The organism is Pseudomonas sp. PDM31 (assembly GCF_019218965.1).
Lineage (GTDB): Bacteria > Pseudomonadota > Gammaproteobacteria > Pseudomonadales > Pseudomonadaceae > Aquipseudomonas.
Map to the genome: position 1 here is coordinate 19,404 of NZ_JAHUWS010000006.1, position 17,932 is coordinate 37,335.

A 17,932-nucleotide genomic window follows, 5' to 3' on the forward strand; every position below is an offset into this window, starting at 1 on the left:
ATGTCACAGCATGGTTACATAGAACCGCTCTGGGACAACTGCGCCAAGGCGCTGGCCATGCTTGGCGCGAGAGGCAGACGCGGAATCAGCAGCGCTTGCCAGGCGTGATAAAGGTCGGGTTTGCCGGGCCAGATATCGGCACTGGGACGGTTTTGCGGGTCGAGTTCGTGGTGCCAGCTGCCATCGCAACGGTCGATGAAATGACTGTCACAGAACTCCCAGAACTGTCGATACCACTGCTCGTACTGCTCATCGCCGGTGCGCTTGAGCAGGGCACTGGCGGCAGCGCTGGCTTCGCAATGGGTCCAGTGCAGACGATGGCGGACCACCGCGCGATTGTCCCAGTCGAGGGTGTAGACAATCCCTGGGGCGCCATCGACATTCCAGCCGTGCAGGCAGTTGTTCTCGAAAAGTTTTTGCGCGTCCGTGGCGAGCCAGCCCGGAGTGAGCATGCCGGCGCGTACTCGTGCCGCTTCGAGGTGCAGCAATAGCCGCGCCCACTCGAAGCCGTGACCCGGTGTAGTGCCGTAGGGACGGAAACCGTCGGCAGGGTTGTCGTGGTTGTAGTCGCGCAGTGGCTGCCAGTCGCGATCGAAATGCTCGACCACCAGGTAGTCGTTGGCCGCTGCCTGCTCGTGAATCACCCGCTCGACGATGCGCTGGGCGCGGCACAGCCAGCGGTTGTCGTCGGTGACATCGGCCAGGGCGAGGAAGGCTTCGGTGGCGTGCATGTTGCTGTTGGCGCCTCGGTACGCCTCCTCTTCACTCCAGTCGCGATTGAAAGACTCGCGCATCGCGCCCTCTTCTTCGCTCCAGAAATAAGTGTCGATGATATCGATGGCATCATCGAGCAAGGCTTGCGCACCGGGGCGTTGCGCGACCACCGCGGAACTGGCGGCCAGCGCCACGAAGGCATGCAGGTAGGCGTTCTTGCCGGTGTTGCCGTCGCGGTGCTCGGCAACGGCAAACCAGCCGCCATGCAGCGCGTCGCGTAACGGCCCGCGAAGCGCGTTGATACCGTGATCCACCAGCTCGGCAAACCCTGGCAGGCCCTGGATGTGGGCCATGGCAAAGCTGTGGGTCATGCGCGCGGTGTTCATGGTCTGGGCTTGCGCGTCAGGCGCGAGACGACCCTTCTCGTCGAGGTTGCCGAAGCCTTCAGGGAGCCTTGATGCCTTGGCGAAAGCCAGCAGGCGCAGGCCTTCGGTGGCAAGCCATTGCTGGTGGGCCGGGGCGTTCAGCCACGTGCTGAAAGCGGGTTGGAAGGTGTCCATGGGGTGCCTTTTTTGTTGTTATGACTGGAGGGCAGTCTAAACAACGGGGGGTGGCGGGCTTGTAACGAAGGGGGCATGGATTGTCACCATGCAGTGACAAATCGCTTTTTAAAAGCACCCTCACCCCAACCCTCTCCCGGAGGGAGAGGGAGCCGACCGAGGTGTCTGATGCTCTCCATCGACCTGAAAGATCGAGTCGATTATGGATTCGCTACAAAAATTTCAGGTCGATGGATTTTGGAGCATCCCCCAATCGGTCCCCTCTCCCTCCGGGAGAGGGCTAGGGTGAGGGCAGCGATTTCGGATTAAACACAAACTTCGAAAACTCAATCCACCGATCGAGGCAACTGCAACGTCACCCGCAACCCCCCCTCGCGCAAATTCTGCAAACTCACCTCACCCCCATGGCTATGGGCAATGTTGCGCGCAATGCCCAGCCCCAACCCATACCCCTGCTGTTGCCCGGCCAGGCGGAAGTGCGGTTCGAAGACCTGCTCCAGTCGCTGCTCCGGCACACCCGGACCTTCATCATCGACATGCAGAATGAACGCACTGTCATCGTCATCGATGTGCAGGTGCGCGTTCTGCCCGTACTTCAAGGCGTTGTCGATCAGGTTGCCGATACAGCGCTTGAGCGCCAGGGGTTTGCCTGGATACGCCGCCAGCGCCCGCCCTTGCTGGGTGACGCGGCCATTACCGTTGGGTGCAAGATACGGTTCCACCAGACAATCGAGCACGTGGTTGAGATCCACCGGCTCGATGTTTTCGTGGATATCGGTGTCTTTCACACATTGCAGCGCGCCCTTGACCAACAGTTCCAGCTCATCCAGGTCACGGCCGAACTTGGCTTGCAGTTTTTCATCTTCGAGCAGTTCGACCCGCAGGCGCAGGCGGGTAATCGGTGTGCGCAGGTCGTGGGAAATTGCGCTGAACAACTGGCTGCGCTCGGTCAGATAACGGCTGATCCGCTCGCGCATGGTGTTGAAGGCACGCCCGACCTCGACCACTTCACTGCCGCCGCCCTCGGCCACCGGTTCAACGTCAGCCCCCAGTGACAAATCCCGCGCCGCCCGCGCCAGGCGCTTGAGCGGCCGGCTCTGCCAATGCACCAGCAAGCCAATGAACAACAGCAGAAAGCCGCTGGTGAGGAAGATGAACCATACCTGCTGCGCCGGCAGGCCCTGTTCTTCAAGGCTGGTGTAGGGCTCGGGCATCAGCGAGGCGATGTACAGCCATTCCCCCGGCGCCATCTGGATCTGCGTGACCAGCACTGGCGGGTTCACCGGCTCCAGGGTCAGCGCGTAATGCGCCCAGGAGCGCGGCAGTTCGTCGAGCTTCAGGCCGCCATTGAAAATCCGCAGGTCTTCGGGGCTGACGAAGGCCACCGAAATGTCCGTGTCTTGGCCGAGGGACTGGCGCAATACCTGGTCCACTGCGTTGATCACCGCCTCTTTGCGCGGGGTGATCGGGAGCAATTCCATGCCCAGCGGTTTGTCGTTGAGCGTCACCACGAACCGGGTGCCGCCCATACTGCGCAATTGGTCGAGCACCAAGGGCCGGAACGCCACCGGCAACGAACGGAAGTAACTGACGCTGGCGGTCATCGAATGCGCCAGGCTGCGCGCACTGGTGACCAGGCCTTCAAGCTGCGTGGCGCGCAATTGCGAGACCCAGATCACGCTCGACAACGTCTGGGCAAACAACACCGCCAGCAAGGTCAACAGCAACATGCGCCCGAGCAGCGAACGCGGCATCGGCACCTTGGTCGCGAGCGTGCGCAGAAACTCAGTGGCCATTGCTGGCAACCACATTGGCTGCCAGTTGGTAGCCACTGCCACGCACGGTGCGGATCAGCCGTGGCGGTTTTTCGGTGTCGCGCAGACGCTGGCGCAGGCGACTGACCGCCATGTCGACGATACGGTCCAGGGGCATCAGGTCCCGGCCGCGGGTGGCGTTGCCGATGGTGTCGCGATCGAGGATTTCCTGGGGGTGATCGAGGAATAGTTTCAGCAGGGCAAAATCGGCGCCGGAGAGAATCACTTCTTCGCCGTCGACGTGGAACAGACGATGGCTGACCATGTCCAGGCGCCAGTCATCGAAGGCCAGCACCTCACCGCCGTTACGCTCCTGGCCGAACTGGGCACGGCGCAGCAATGCCTTGATCCTTGCCTGCAGCTCTCTTGGGCTGAACGGTTTGCCGAGGTAGTCGTCGGCGCCCAGTTCAAGGCCGATGACGCGGTCGGCTTCGTCGGAACTGGCGGTGAGCATGATGATCGGTACCTGGGCCTGGCGCGGGTGCTGACGAACCCAGCGACACAGGCTGAAGCCGTCTTCGTCCGGCAGCATCACATCAAGGATCACCAGATCGCTCGGCGCCTCGTTCAGCGCCTGGCGAAAACCGGCGCCATCGGGCGTAGTGCGTACCTGGAACCCGGCGCGAGTCAGGTAGGTGTCCAGCAACTCGCGTATCTCTTGATCGTCATCGACCAACAAAATCGACTTGTTGACTGAGCTCACGGAGGCGTCCTTGTTGTTTGAATTGGGCGGATTATGCCTTAAGCATCGATTTCACAGACACCACAGAAACAACTGTGGGAGCGGGCTTGCTCGTGTTTCAGGCCGGGATTGATTGCTCCAACGCTACCCCTGCGCCCATCAAGCCGGAATACGGTGCTGTCACCAGCCACACCGGAATGCCCTTGAAGTAATCACTCATGCAGCCCTTGTCGGCAAAGCACCGGGCGAAACCGCTTTCGAGGAAGAAATCGGCAAAGCGCGGAATCACTCCGCCAACGATGTACACGCCGCCGCGCGCACCGGTGGTCAGTACGTTGTTGCCGGCCACGCGGCCGAGCCAGCAGCAGAACTGCTCAAGCACTTCCAGGGCAATCGGGTCGCCAGCCAGCCCGGCAGCGGTGATCGCCTCCGGGGTTTCGAGAACGGGTTCATGGCCGTCCACCGCACAGATGGCCCGATACACACGCGGCAAGCCACCACCGCTCAAGGCAGTCTCCGCACTGACATGGCCGATCTCGTTGAAGATGTGCTGCCACAACTGGGTTTCCCGTGGGCTGCTCAAAGGCAGATCGACGTGACCACCCTCCCCCGGCAACGCCGCGAAGCGCCCTTCGCCAAGGTCAAGCAACGTACCCACGCCCAGGCCAGTGCCCGGACCGATCACCACCGCCGGGCGCAATGGCTCCGGCGTACCTTCGCAAACCACGCGAAACTCACCCGGCTGCAAGCGGGTCATGCCCAATGCCATGGCCGAGAAATCGTTGACCAGCAACAGTTGCTCAACCTGCAAGGTTTGGCAAAAACCCTTGCGGCTCAAGCGCCAGTGATTGTTGGTGAACTTGAATTCATCGCCGCTCACCGGGCCTGCCACCGACAGGCACACCGAGCCGATCGACCCCGGCGCCAGGCCCAGCCCGCTCAGGTAGAGGCTGATCGCCTGCTCCGGGCTGGCGAAATCTGCCGTCGCCAACACCTGGACCGATTCCAGTTGCTGATTTTTCCACAACGCAAAACGAGCGTTGGTGCCACCGATGTCACCGACCAAAGCCAGTTTCAATTAAGCGTCTCCAGGGCAGAAGTAAAGGCGCTGGCGCCCTGCTCCGCCGAGCTGAAGGCCATGCGCATAAAACCAAACAGTTCGCGTCCGCTGCCGATGTTGTTGGCCAACAGGCCCTTGGCTGGCGTACGCGCTGCAAATTCTTCGGCGTCTACCTTGAGTTCAAGAGTGCCTTTGACGCCATCGACGCGGATGATATCGCCCTCTTGCACCCGTGCCAAAGCGCCGCCCACATAAGCTTCGGGACTGACATGAATGGCCGCCGGGATTTTCCCCGAAGCGCCGGACATGCGGCCGTCGGTCACCAACGCCACCTTGAAGCCGCGATCCTGCAGCACGCCAAGGAACGGCGTCATCTTGTGCAGCTCCGGCATGCCGTTGGAACGCGGGCCCTGGAAGCGCATCACGGCAACAAAGTCCTTCTCCAGCAAGCCTGCCTTGAAGGCATCGGCCAGGTCCTGTTGATCCTGGAACACCATGGCCGGTGCTTCGACGATCTGGTTTTCCAGGGCAACGGCGGACACCTTCATCACGCCACGACCGAGATTGCCTTCCATCACCCGCAGGCCACCTTCGGGCGAGAACGCGCGAGCGACCGGACGCAGAATGCTTTCGTCGAGGCTTTCGGTCGGGCCTTCGCGCCATACCAGCTCGCCGTTATCGAGGAACGGCTCCTTGGTGTAGCGGCTCAGGCCATGACCCAGCACGGTGTTGACGTTTTCGTGGAGCAACCCGACTTCCAGCAGTTCGCGGATCAGGAACGACATGCCGCCGGCGGCCTGGAAATGGTTGATGTCGGCTTTGCCGTTCGGGTAGACGTGGCTCAGGGTCGGCACCACCTCGGAGAGGTCGGCCATGTCCTGCCAGGTCAACTGGATGCCCGCCGCCATGGCGATCGCCGGCATGTGCAGGGTGTGGTTGGTCGAGCCACCGGTGGCATGCAGGGCGACGATCGAGTTGACCAGCGAGCGCTCGTCGACGATTTCGCCGATGGGCATGAAATCGCCGCTCTGCTTGGTCAGGCGCGTGACCTGATGCGCCGCTTCGCGAGTCAGGGCATCGCGCAATGGCGTGTTCGGGTTGACGAAGGACGCGCCCGGCAAGTGCAGGCCCATGACCTCCATCAGCAACTGGTTGGTGTTGGCAGTGCCGTAGAAGGTACAGGTGCCGGGGCTGTGGTAGGACTTCATTTCCGACTCCAGCAGCTCTTCGCGACTGGCCTTGCCTTCGGCGTAGCGCTGGCGCACATCGGCTTTCTGCTTGTTGGAAATGCCCGAGACCATCGGCCCGCCCGGCACGAAAATCGTCGGCAGATGACCAAAGCGCAAAGCGCCCATCATCAGGCCCGGCACGATTTTGTCGCAGATGCCGAGCATCAGTGCGCCGTCAAACATGTTGTGGGACAAGGCCACGGCAGTAGACAGCGCGATCACTTCGCGGCTCGGCAGGCTCAGCTCCATGCCCGGCTCGCCCTGGGTCACGCCATCGCACATGGCTGGGGTGCCACCGGCGAACTGACCGACCGAGCCGATTTCGCGCAAGGCTTTTTTGATCTGCTCAGGGAACACTTCGTACGGCTGGTGCGCCGAGAGCATGTCGTTATATGACGAAACAATCGCAATGTTCGCGGAGTTCATCATCCGCAGGCTGTTCTTGTCTTCGGTGCCGCAACCGGCCACGCCATGGGCGAAGTTGGCGCATTGCAGCTTGCCGCGCATCGGACCGTCGCTGGCCGCACCGCGAATGAGCGCAAGGTAAGCCTCACGCGTGGCGCGGCTACGGGCGATAAGCCGTTCGGTGACCTCAAGGACGCGGGGATGCATGTGTAGAACTCCAGGCTAACGGATGTGGCGACCTGATTGTCTATGCTGATCAAAGCCGGGTGTCGATGCAATGACAGACGGTTTTCTTGATCGGTCGGACCAGTTTATTCAGGTCACTCGTTGTAGATTGAATAAAATATTGCCATTAAAAACGCTTGTTTTCTATTTTTTTGCGAATAATCTTGTAATTCCAACAACAAAATTACGGCGGCGCTGATCAATGACTCTTCGAATCGCAATCAATGGCTTTGGCCGCATCGGTCGTAACGTCCTGCGAGCACTCTATACCCAAGGCTATCGCCAGGACCTGCAGATCGTCGCCATCAACGACTTGGGCGACAGCGCGATCAACGCGCATCTTCTGAAATACGATACCGTTCACGGCACGTTCGAAGCCGATGTTCAGCACGACCAGGAGAGCCTGACAGTCAACGGCGACCGCATCGCCGTCAGCGCGATTCGCAACCCGGCCGACCTGCCTTGGGCCGCGGAAAAGATTGATGTCGTATTCGAATGCACCGGTCTGTTCACTGACCGGGCCAAAGCCGCCGCGCATATTACGGCCGGCGCGCGCAAAGTGATCATCTCGGCCCCGGCCAAGGGCGCCGACGCCACCGTGGTTTACGGGGTCAACCACGACATTCTGCGCCAGTCGCACCAGATTATTTCCAATGCTTCGTGCACCACCAACTGTCTGGCCCCGGTGGCGCAGGTGCTGCACCGGGAACTGGGCATCGAAAGCGGCTTGATGACCACTATTCACGCCTACACCAACGACCAGAACCTGACCGACGTTTACCACAGCGACCCGTACCGCGCCCGCTCCGCCACCCAGAACATGATCCCGAGCAAGACCGGCGCCGCTGAAGCGGTCGGCCTGGTGCTGCCGGAACTGGCAGGCAAGCTGACCGGCATGGCGGTGCGCGTACCGGTGATCAATGTGTCGCTGGTGGATCTGACCGTACAACTCAAGCGCGACGCAACGGCTGACGAGGTCAATGCGCTGATGAAAGAAGCCAGCCGGCACTCCAAGATCCTGGGTTACAACACCCTGCCGCTGGTCTCCAGCGACTTCAATCACAACCCGCTGTCGTCGATTTTCGACGCCAACCACACCAAGGTCAGCGGCAAGCTGCTCAAGGTACTGGCCTGGTACGACAACGAATGGGGCTTCTCCAACCGCATGCTCGATAACTGCCTGGCGCTGTGTAACGCGCAATGACTTTACCTGTCGCGAGCAGGCTCGCTCCCACAAAAGTCCTGTAGGAGCGAGCAAGCTCGCGATGGTCGCTAACGATTACACGTGCTGCCTGGAGGCACGCGGTGCCTTCGCACTCATCGCGAGCAAGCTCGCTCCTACAGGGGTGCGTAGTCTTTCACAAATCTGTGCTTGACCACCGAAGCGGATGATAAGCATTATCATTCAAATCGAAATGGATCAGGTTCCCCCGTGAGTCAATCGCGCTTCAACCACGTTTTCCTCGCCCAGCGCACGACCCTGCTGCGCACGCTGGAACGGATGGTCAACAATCACAGCACCGCCGAGGACCTGTTGCAGGAAACCTACCTGCGGGTCACCCGGGCGCTCAGCGAACGGGCGATCGATCATCTCGAGCCCTTCGTCTTCCAGACGGCGCGCAACCTGGCGCTGGACCATCTGCGCGCCCGCCGCATCCATTCGCGCACCATGGTCGAAGACGTTCCCCAGGAAGTGATGCACAGCGTCGCCGCCCCTGCCAGCTGCGCCGAAGACGCCGCCCATGCCGAGCAACTGCTGGAGCGCCTGAACCTGAGCCTCAGTGAACTCAGCGTCCGCCAGCAGCAGATATTCATCCTCAGCCGCTTGCACGGGCACAGTTATCAGCAAATCGCCGACGAGTTGAACGTGTCGCTGAGCACCGTGCAAAAAGAGCTGAAACTGATCATGTCGATTTGCATCGGCGTTGCCGAACGTTTGAATGGCGACTGATTCTGTAGGTCTTTTCGCTATCTGCCGGGATCGCCTGCGCTGATAATCGGGCTTTGCTACCCTTACGCCTCACTAAAAACAGCCGTGCACAGACACTGCCGAGGAAACACCGTGACGGACAACCACCGCTCCCCTGCGCCCGCCCAGGCACAGGACGCCGCAACTGCGATGGATCAGGCCTTGGACTGGCTCATCGTGCTCGGCAAACCCGACGAGGAGCAGACCCGCCAGTTCCAGGCATGGCTGGACGCCGATCCGTTGAATGCACAGGCGTTCGCCAAGGCCCAGGCGCTCTGGGATGGCCCGCAAGTAGCGCAGTGCGCGCAAAACCTGGCGGTGCTTCCAGCGAAAGTCACCCTGCTCAGGCGCCTGCATCCGCACTGGAAACCGCTGGCCACTGCCGCCGTGCTGATACTCGGACTGTTCAGTTTCAGCAACCTGCCGGTGCGCCTGCAGGCCGATCACCTGACCGTGGTCGGCGAGCGCCAGCGCCTGCAGCTGGAAGACGGCTCGAAGGTCCTGCTCAATACCAGCACGGCGTTTTCCAGCACCATCAACGATCAACAACGGATTGCCCGCCTGTATCAGGGCGAAGCGTTTTTCGAAGTGCAGGCCAACCGAAGCCAGCCTCTGGAAATCGACGCCGGGCCGGTCAAGGCCAGCGTTCACGACACTGCGTTCGCCGTGCGTTACCTCGACGGCGTGGCGCAGGTCAGGGTGCAACGTGGCGATGTCGACTTGCGTGCCACCCGTGACAATGCGCGGCTGCGCTTGAGCGCCGGAGAAAGTATCCGCATCGGCCCCAACGGCTTTGACCGGCCGACCAAACTCGATGCCGCCACCGAACTGGCCTGGGTCCAGGGTCGACTGGTGTTTGAAAACTGCCCGTTGAACCAGGTGCTGGCCGAACTTGGTCGCTATTACCCCGGCTGGATCATCAACAACAACGAACAGTTGGCCAATGTCGCCGTGACCGGCAACTACCGCCTCGACCAACCGCTGGACGTGGTTCGCTCGCTGGCCCACATCACCTCGGCAAAACTCCAGGAATACCCGGCCCTGGTCATTCTTAACTGAATGAGAATTATTTTTACTCGATAGCCAAACGCCGTTCGTCTCGTTATAGCCAATGCAATTGATTCGCATCTCAGCATGCCAATCAGCACCTATAAAGATTCGTGCGACACGGAGCGCTATCGATGTCCTCTCGCCTTACCCGCCCAGCCTCTTCACCTTCGCGCGTGCTGTCGCTGTTGACCGCGGCCATCCTGATGGCCGGTGCCCCGTCGCTGATGGCCGCCACCACCGCCGAACAGCAGACCCGCAAAATGGGCGACTACGCGTTCGCCATTCCCCAGCAATCACTGGTGTCAGCACTCAATGCATTTACTGCGGTAACAGGCTGGCAGGTCGGATTTTCCGCCGAGCTGGCACAAGGCGTGGCCTCACCGGGTGTGCGCGGCTCCCTGTCACCGGACAAGGCCCTGGAGCGCCTGTTGGTGGGAACCGACCTGAGTTATCGCAAACTGGGCAGTAACAGCATTGTCCTGGAAAAGCGCAGCGGTAGCAGCACGCTCAATCTGCAACAGGTGACCATCAGTGCCACCCGTAATGAGCAAGATGTGAACAGCGTGCCGAGTACGGTCTCCGTCTACACCCGCGAAGATCTCGACCGCAACAACGTCAATACCATCAAGGAACTGGTGCGCTACGAACCTGGTGTGTCGGTGGGCGGCACAGGCCAGCGCGCCGGTATCAGCGGTTACAACATTCGCGGCATCGATGGCGACCGCGTCTTGACCCAAATCGACGGGGTACAAGTACCCGACAGTTTCTTCAACGGCCCCTACGCCCAGACCAACCGCAACTATGTCGACCCGGAAATCGTCAAGCGCGTGGAGATCCTTCGCGGCCCTGCGTCCGTGTTGTATGGCAGCAATGCCATTGGTGGTGCGGTCAGCTACTACACACTGGATCCGGACGACATCATCAAACCTGGCAAGGATGTCGGCGCGCGTTTGAAAACCGGCTATAGCTCGGCCGACGACAGCTGGCTGACCTCCGGCACAGTGGCTGGCCGCACCGGTGAGTTCGATGGCTTGTTACACCTCAGTCAGCGCAACGGCCATGAAACAGAGTCCTATGGCGAAACCGGCGGTACGGGCCTGAACCGCACCGAAGCCAACCCCCAGGACGTACGCACAACCAACGTACTGGCCAAGTTGGGCTGGAATTACGCTGACGACGCTCGGTTTGGCCTGACGTACGAGAAGTACAAGGATGACCGCGATACCAATCAGTTGAGCGCTGTGGGCGGCCCGTTCAACGCCGGACGCGGTTTCGGCTTCTATAAAGCTCGCACCGGCAACGACACCATCACCCGCGAACGCTTTGGCCTGCAGCACAGCTTCGGTCTGGACAGCGCACTGGCCGACAACATCAAGTGGTCGCTGAACTACCAGATCGCCAAGACCGACCAGAGCACCGAAGAAATCTACGCGCCATCTCGAACAGTGCTGCGTAACCGCGATACCAATTACAAGGATCGCCAATGGGTATTCGATGCCCAGGCTGACAAGTCGTTTGCCATCGCCGACACCGACCATCTCGTCACTTACGGCACCACCATCAAGCAGGACAAAGTCACCGGCTTGCGTACCGGTACCGGCACCTGCCTGACCGTAGCGGGAGCCTGCCGACTCATCGGTGCACCCAGCGCTGCCGACACGCTGACACCCGCCAGCGACTTCCCGGATCCGACCATCAACAGCTATAGCCTGTTTGCCCAGGATCAGATCAGTTGGGGCAACTGGACCTTCCTGCCCGGCGCCCGCTACGACTACACCGAACTCAAGCCGCATATTACCGACGAGTTCCTGGCCACCGCCGACCAGAGCCGTAACGGCGAAGTGAGCGACAAAACCAAAACCTGGCATCGACTGTCGCCGAAATTCGGCACCACCTACAGCTTCGACGACCACTACACCTGGTACGGCCAATACGCAGAAGGCTTCCGTACACCAACCGCCAAGGCGTTGTATGGACGGTTCGAAAACCTCGCCGGCGGCTATCAGGTCGCACCGAATCCGGATCTGGAACCGGAAAAGAGCAAGAGTTATGAAACCGGCCTGCGTGGCCAGTTCGAAGCGGGCACCTTCGATGTGGCGGTGTTCTACAACAAATACCGCGACTTCATTGACGAGAACGCCATCACTCCCGGCTACACCGAGATGACTTTCCAGAGCAACAACATCAAACACGCCACCATCAAGGGCGCTGAAATCAAGGGCCGCCTGAACCTCGATGCCTTCGGCGCACCCCAGGGTCTGTATACCCAGGGCTCGGTGGCCTATGCCTACGGTCGCAATGACGACAACGGTGAGCCGCTTAACAGCGTCAACCCACTGACCGGCGTGTTCGGCCTCGGCTACGACCAGGACAATTATGGCGGCCTGCTCAGCTGGACCCTGGTGAAGAAAAAAGATCGCGTCGACAGCAGCAGCTTCAAGACCCCGGACGGCACCAGCACCCAGTTCAAGACTCCGGGCTTCGGCATTGTGGACCTGAGCGCCTTCTACAAGGTGACCGACGAGGTGACCGTCAGCGGCGGCGTCTACAACCTGACCGACAAGAAGTACTGGCTGTGGGATGACGTGCGCGGCTACGACAGTGTCGGCGAAGCCTCGGTGACGCAACCGGCCAACCTGGATCGCTTGACCCAGCCGGGTCGCAACTTCGCGATCAACCTGATCTGGGATATCTGATCCGGTCGCGCCCGGCGGCGGTTGAGGAAACCGCCCGCCGGGGATTTTTTACTGTCAGGCGCCAGCTTATTCGTCTCGTTACCAAGCGCCTCTTCTTTCCCAAGGATTTGCCATGACCACCCAGGACACCGCTCAACGCTCCAACCTGCGTTCGCAACGTTTGAACCAGATCACCCACGAACCGCACAGCAAACTCGACGCCCTGGTCAAAGCCCACTCGCCGTTCGAAACCCAGGCCAACTTCGCCCGCTTCGTGGTGGCGCAGTATCTGTTCCAGTCGGAGCTGGTGTCGCTGTACAACGATGCTGAACTCACCGCGATAGTCCCGGACCTGCCGGCCCGTTGCCGCGCCGATGAGGCCAAGGCTGACCTCGCGGACCTGGAAACCGAAGTGCCGGACCCCGTCGCCGGTGCATTGCACAACCCGAGCAGAGCCCGGGCACTGGGCTGGATCTTTGTATCGGAGGGCTCGAAGCTGGGCGCCGCGTTCCTGATCAAGCGTGCCGTGAGCCTTGGCCTGAGCGACACCTTCGGCGCCCGACACCTCGGCGAACCGGCCGGCGGTCGTGCTGAAGGCTGGAAGCGCTTTATCAAGACCCTTGATGGCCTCCAGTTCAGCGCCGAGGAAGAAGCTGAAGTGGAACAAGGTGCGATCGACGCGTTCAACCGCTTTACCGTGTTGCTCGAGCAGGCGTACACCACCGAAGCCGCCTGACCCGACACCGTCCCCTTGTGGGAGCGGGCTTGCTCGCGAAAGCGGCGTGTCAGCCAGTGAAGATGTTGACTGATACACCGCTTTCGCGAGCAAGCCCGCTCCCACAGGGGCTGGTTCAAGTCTGTAGCATTCCGATCAAGCCCGACTCCTCTGAGCCCATGCCCGCCACCTCAAAACTCACCCGCCTGCTCTTCGGCTTGCTGGCTTACGTCAGCCTCGGCATCGGCTTGATCGCCATCATCATTCCCGGCCTGCCGACCACCGAGTTCATCCTGCTCGCCGCCTGGGCCGCTACCCGAAGTTCGCCGCGCCTGAGCGCCTGGCTGGAAAACCATCGTCTGTTCGGCCCCATCCTCATTAACTGGCGCAACGGCAAGATCATCACGCGCCGGGCAAAGATCAGCGCCACGGTCAGCATGCTGCTGTGCGCCACGGTGATGTTGGTGATGCTCGATCACGGCTGGCCGGTTTACTTGGCCATCGCCGGCATGAGCCTGGGCAATCTGTGGATCTGGTCACGTCCGGAATCGCTGCCGCAACCCTCCTGAACCCCACCGCGATTTTTACTCGTTTTCTATCCTCATTTCGGCACATTTTTCCGCGCAAACGATCAACTGTTACCGTTCATCGGGACGCGACTCATGCAACCTCACTGTCAAGCCGATGAGCATTGAATGGCGCTAAATGGATTTAGCGTGTGGAGCCGCAACGGCTCACGGCCAACCCTTCATTCATTCGCGAGTTCGCCCTATGTTCGACTCACTGTCCATCCGCCTGAAAATCGTCTTGCTGTCCGGTCTGTGCCTGCTGGGTGTAGTCGCATTGATAGTGGGCATGAACATCTACCAGACCGATCAGAACGACAAACTGGTCAATGATTCCAGCAGCACAATGCTCACCGCCAGCGTGCAGGATCTGCTCCAGGCCAAGGCTGCCGGACAAGCGGTGCGGGTGCAGAAAGCCTTTGGTGAAACCCTGACCGTGGTGACCGCACTGGCCGATCAGATCCAGGACCTGCGCGCTCTGGCCGCCAAGCGCGCCCTTGAGCCCGGCGCCCTGCGTGAAGAGTTGAACCAGAGCCTCAAAAGCGCTTTCGAGCGCAACGGCAAAGTGCTGGGGATCTGGCTGGCGTTCGAACCCAATGGCCTGGACGGCAAGGACAGTGAATTCGTCGACGACGCAGCCCGTCAATCCAACGAGGCGGGGCGTTTCGCCACTTACTGGAGCCGTGCCGGGGGGAACGCGCTGAACACAATCATGGTCGAGGAGGACCTGACCAAAACCACCCTGAATCTCAGCGGTACACCGTACAACGTCTGGTACACCTGCCCGCGGGACAGCAAACGAACCTGCCTGCTCGACCCTTATGCCGATACCGTTGGTGACAAGGAAGTGTTGATGACAAGCATTTCCGTGCCGCTGCTGGTGGATGGCAAGGCGATCGGTGTGGTCGGCATCGACATCGCCCTCGATGTCCTGCAAGCAGCTGTCGTCAATTCTCAGCAGGAACTGTTCAACGGCGCCGGGCACATGCTGATCGTCTCCGGCACTGGCGTTTTGGCCGCCTACAGCGTCGACGCCGGGAAAGTAGGCAAGAGCATCGGCGATACCCTCGGTGCTCAAGGGCAGGACATTCTGCAATCACTCGGTCACGGTGCGCCGAAGATTCTGCATCAGGAAGACCTGATCCGCGCGGTATACCCGGTCAGCCCGATTCCTGACGCCAAACCCTGGGCCGTGGTGATCGACCTGCCCAAGCAGATGCTGCTGGCCGACTCGCAGAAGCTGCAAGCGGTGCTCGATGACGCTCAGCAAAGCGGTACGATCAAAGCATTGACGGTGGCGATCGCTGCCGGTCTGGTCGGCCTGCTGCTGATCTGGCTCACCGCGTCCGGCGTCACCCGGCCAATTGATAGCGTGGCGCAAATGCTCAAGGCGATTGCCAGCGGCGACGGCGACCTGACCCAGCGCCTGCACTACAGCAAGAAAGACGAACTGGGCGAACTGGTCAGCTGGTTCAACCGCTTCCTCGACAAGCTGCAACCGACCATCGCGCAGATCAAGCAGAGCATCACCGACGCCCGCGGCACCGCCGACCAATCTTCGGAAATCGCCCGCAAGACCAGCGAAGGCATGCAGGTACAGTTCCGCGAAATCGACCAGGTGGCCACCGCGTCCAACGAAATGAGCGCCACGGCCCATGACGTTGCCAACAGTGCGTCGAACGCCGCCAATGCCGCCAGGGGTGCCGATCAGTCGGCGCGCGACGGCATGTCGATCATCGAGCGCAGCACCCATGACATCAATCAACTGGCCAACGAAGTCAGCAAGGCGGTGACGGAGGTCGAAGCCCTGGCGGTCAACAGCGAACAGATCGGTTCGGTCCTGGAAGTGATTCGCAGCATCGCCGAACAAACCAATCTGCTGGCACTCAACGCGGCGATCGAAGCTGCCCGCGCCGGTGAAAGCGGTCGCGGTTTTGCGGTGGTCGCCGACGAAGTGCGTAACCTCGCCAAGCGTACCCAGGATTCGGTCGAAGAAATTCGCCTGGTGATCGAACGCATCCAGAGCGGCACCCGCGGTGTCGTCGCTACCATGCATTCGAGCCAGAGCCAGGCCCACAGCAATGCCGGACAGATCCAGCAGGCGGTTCAGGCTCTGGGCAAAATCAGTGACGCCGTTACTGTGATCAGCGACATGAACCTGCAGATCGCCAGCGCCGCTGAACAGCAAAGCGCCGTGGCCGAAGAGGTCAACCGCAACGTCTCGGCGATCCGCACCGTCACCGAAACCCTGACCGGCCAGGCCACCGAATCGGCGCAGATCAGCGGCCAGCTAAATGCCCTGACCACCCACCAGATGAAACTGATGGATCAGTTCCGGGTTTAACGGCTGCTTGGCAGGAGCAAGCTTGCTCCGGGGGGGCGCTCCGACGATGAACGCTCGCACCTGAATCCATCGCGAGCGAGCCAGCCCCCACAGCAATTAGCGTCGTTCATCAATCGCATTAACGAGGCACATGTGGGAGCTGGCTTGTGTGGCGAGGGGGCTTGTCGGAACGCCGCATCGCCCCGTTGGGTCGCGAAGCGGCCCCAAAACAGTAATCCGGGACTACTGCGTAGTCCAACGGGGCAATGCGGCGGTCCGACCGTCAACGAAAAAAACCGCCGGCCTATCCCGGGCCGGCTGGTAGGCCAGCCGCAACCTCATAAACTCAACAAGCCGCTATATAAGCCGTAGGCCGCCAGGCCCGCGCCGCTGATCACACAGGTAAATATGCCTTTCTCCACGAGGGTGAACAGGGGCTTGCCCTGCTCGTGTCGAGCCTTGGCAAACAGGATCACCCCGGGGGCATACAGCAACGCCGAGAGCAGCAGATACTTCAATCCGCCGGCATACAGCAACCACACGGCGTAGGCCAGGGCGATGGCGGAAATCACCAGGTCCTTGCTGCGCTCGACCGCAGCCTGTTCGTAGGTTTCACCGCGCCCGCTGAGCAAAAACGCGTAGGCCGCCGACCACAGATAAGGCACCAGAATCATCGAAGATGCCAGGTAGATCAGGCTGGTGTAGGTACCGGCGGAAAACAGCGTAATCAGCAGGAACAGCTGGATCATCCCATTGGTCAGCCACAATGCATTGACCGGTACATGGTTGGCGTTTTCCCGGGTCAGGAACGCCGGCATGGTTTTGTCTTTCGCCGTGGCGAAGAGAATTTCGGCGCACAGCAGCGCCCAGGACAACAGGGCACCCAAAAGTGAAATCGCCAGACCGACACTGATCAGCAGTGCACCCCACGGGCCGACGATATGCTCCAGCACGGCGGCCAGCGACGGGTTTTGCAGCTTCGCCAGCTCCGGCTGGCTCATGATCCCCAGTGACAGCACGTTCACCAGCACCAGCAGCGCCAGCACTCCGATAAATCCGATGACCGTCGCCCGCCCCACGTCCGAACGTTTCTCTGCCCGGGCTGAATAGACGCTGGCGCCTTCGATCCCGATGAATACAAACACGGTGACCAGCATCATGTGGCGCACCTGGTCCATCACGCTGCCAAACTCCGGATTGCTGTGGCCCCAAATGTCCCGGGTAAAGATGTCCGCCTTGAACGCCACGGCGGCAATGACGATGAACATGATCAGCGGCACGATCTTGGCCACCGTGGTCACTTGATTGATGAACGTCGCCTCCTTGATTCCGCGCATCACCACAAAATGCACGGTCCACAGCAACAACGAAGCGCAGGCGATGGCGATTGGTGTGTTGCCTTCGCCAAACACCGGAAAAAAATAACCGAGGGTGCTGAACAGCAGCACGAAGTAGCCCACGTTACCCAGCCAGGCGCTGATCCAGTAGCCCCAGGCCGAGGAAAACCCCAGGTAGTCGCCGAACCCGGCCTTGGCGTAGGCATACACCCCGGAGTCCAGCTCGGGCTTGCGATTGGCCAGGGTCTGGAACACGAAGGCCAGGGTCAGCATGCCAACGGCGGTGATCGCCCAGCCGATCAGGATCGCACCGGCATCGGCGCGGGCCGCCATGTTCTGCGGGAGGGAAAAGATCCCGCCGCCAATCATCGACCCCACTACCAGCGCGATCAATGCGTTCAGGCGAAGTTTTTGCGTCGGTTGCGACATGCGGTCTCCAGATCCCGGGGAGCGGCAAGGCGCCGCAAAATCGTCATATAACGGGCGTTAACTATGTAGGGAAGCGTAATAACCTTTATCGAATAACGCCAACCAAAGCTCCTTATATAAAAACAATCTCAGAAAAAACACTTTTATAATTTTTTCTTCAAACATTTTCTGCAGGCATG

12 protein-coding genes and 2 pseudogenes are annotated in these 17,932 nt (G+C 60.6%); 8 read left to right on the top strand and 6 right to left on the bottom strand.

Annotated elements, in window-relative coordinates; all coding sequences use genetic code 11:
- Positions 1-14 precede the first annotated feature (14 nt).
- From KW839_RS13245 to edd, 5 genes are all read right to left on the bottom strand, one after another.
- Positions 15-1,274: an AGE family epimerase/isomerase gene (locus KW839_RS13245; protein WP_218424594.1), complete on the bottom strand. Its 1,260-nt coding sequence runs from the start codon at positions 1,272-1,274 to the stop codon at positions 15-17.
- Between the two features lie 326 nt (positions 1,275-1,600).
- Positions 1,601-3,070: an ATP-binding protein gene (locus KW839_RS13250; protein WP_305733664.1), complete on the bottom strand. Its 1,470-nt coding sequence runs from the start codon at positions 3,068-3,070 to the stop codon at positions 1,601-1,603.
- Positions 3,060-3,791, bottom strand: coding sequence for a response regulator (locus KW839_RS13255; RefSeq protein ID WP_060539676.1), 732 nt, complete (start codon positions 3,789-3,791; stop codon positions 3,060-3,062). The genes KW839_RS13250 and KW839_RS13255 overlap by 11 nt, the downstream gene beginning before the upstream one ends.
- Before the next feature lie 97 nt (positions 3,792-3,888).
- Entirely contained in the window at positions 3,889-4,848 is a 960-nt protein-coding gene (locus KW839_RS13260; protein ID WP_060539675.1) for a glucokinase, read from the bottom strand.
- On the bottom strand, positions 4,845-6,671 hold the full coding sequence (edd, locus tag KW839_RS13265) for a phosphogluconate dehydratase (protein WP_218424595.1): 1,827 nt from the start codon (positions 6,669-6,671) through the stop codon (positions 4,845-4,847). The genes KW839_RS13260 and edd overlap by 4 nt, the downstream gene beginning before the upstream one ends.
- A 220-nt stretch (positions 6,672-6,891) precedes the next feature.
- Here edd and gap point away from each other — a divergent pair, with 220 nt between their 5' ends.
- From gap to KW839_RS28135, 8 genes and pseudogenes are all read left to right on the top strand, one after another.
- Positions 6,892-7,893, top strand: coding sequence for a type I glyceraldehyde-3-phosphate dehydrogenase (gene gap / locus KW839_RS13270; protein ID WP_218424596.1), 1,002 nt, complete (start codon positions 6,892-6,894; stop codon positions 7,891-7,893).
- Positions 7,894-8,121: 228 nt separating this feature from the next.
- Entirely contained in the window at positions 8,122-8,640 is a 519-nt protein-coding gene (locus tag KW839_RS13275) for an RNA polymerase sigma factor (protein WP_060539672.1), read from the top strand.
- A 111-nt stretch (positions 8,641-8,751) separates the two neighbouring features.
- Complete coding sequence (locus tag KW839_RS13280) at positions 8,752-9,717, top strand: FecR domain-containing protein (RefSeq protein WP_060539671.1); 966 nt, start codon at positions 8,752-8,754, stop codon at positions 9,715-9,717.
- Between the two features lie 122 nt (positions 9,718-9,839).
- Positions 9,840-12,404 (top strand): TonB-dependent receptor, encoded by a 2,565-nt coding sequence (locus tag KW839_RS13285; RefSeq protein ID WP_218424597.1) that lies wholly within the window; start codon positions 9,840-9,842, stop codon positions 12,402-12,404.
- Between the two features lie 112 nt (positions 12,405-12,516).
- Positions 12,517-13,119 carry a biliverdin-producing heme oxygenase gene (locus KW839_RS13290; RefSeq protein WP_218424598.1) on the top strand — a complete coding sequence of 201 codons (603 nt, stop codon included), beginning with the start codon at positions 12,517-12,519 and terminating at the stop codon, positions 13,117-13,119.
- 158 nt (positions 13,120-13,277) lie between these two features.
- Positions 13,278-13,667 (top strand): YbaN family protein, encoded by a 390-nt coding sequence (locus KW839_RS13295; protein WP_218424599.1) that lies wholly within the window; start codon positions 13,278-13,280, stop codon positions 13,665-13,667.
- Positions 13,668-14,010: 343 nt separating this feature from the next.
- A pseudogene (locus KW839_RS28130) lies at positions 14,011-15,102 on the top strand (chemotaxis protein); the annotation flags it as partial.
- 372 nt (positions 15,103-15,474) lie between these two features.
- A pseudogene (locus KW839_RS28135) lies at positions 15,475-16,008 on the top strand (methyl-accepting chemotaxis protein); the annotation flags it as partial.
- A gap of 317 nt (positions 16,009-16,325) precedes the next feature.
- Here the strand turns inward: KW839_RS28135 and arcD are convergent.
- Complete coding sequence (gene arcD, locus KW839_RS13305; RefSeq protein ID WP_060539666.1) at positions 16,326-17,753, bottom strand: arginine-ornithine antiporter; 1,428 nt, start codon at positions 17,751-17,753, stop codon at positions 16,326-16,328.
- Positions 17,754-17,932: the final 179 nt, after the last annotated feature.